Consider the following 470-nt stretch of genomic DNA (forward strand, 5'->3'; position numbering starts at 1 on the left):
ATTAAAGTATATCTTGATTTGCGTTCTACGATTGTTCCTATTGCCGATTTTTGTCCTTTTCCAATGATTAAATCACCTTCCCAATGTCCAACTTCATTTCTTAGCTCAATGTGCTTAGGTCTATTGTGAATACTGACTTGATTACGTATTTTACTTCCTTTACCTCGTTTGTTTTTGATTGCCCAACGTCTTGTTTTCTTTCGAGTAAGTAGTTTGATTAATTTTTTGTTTAGCGAAGCTTGAGGCCTTGTGTAAATGTGTCTGTAAATAGCTTCGTGTGATATTGACATTAAGGTATTATTAGGATAATCAATTTTTAATCTTCCACTAATTTGTTCGGGAATCCAACCTTTTAATAATCCTTTATAAACATAAAATTTTAAAGCATTGTATGTTGATATTTTGTCAAGATTTCTTTTGTTTAAATAATCATCTTTAGCGTTCCATTGAGCTAAATGAGCGTCATATTT

Annotated in this window: 1 protein-coding gene; it reads right to left on the reverse strand. The window is 31.1% G+C overall.

Annotated features, from left to right (window positions below):
* A partial coding sequence (locus LG649_RS15910) for an IS30 family transposase (protein ID WP_226544808.1) occupies positions 1–470 on the reverse strand: 470 nt, incomplete at both ends.

This window comes from Neotamlana laminarinivorans (assembly GCF_020523925.1).
Taxonomy (GTDB): domain Bacteria; phylum Bacteroidota; class Bacteroidia; order Flavobacteriales; family Flavobacteriaceae; genus Neotamlana; species Neotamlana laminarinivorans.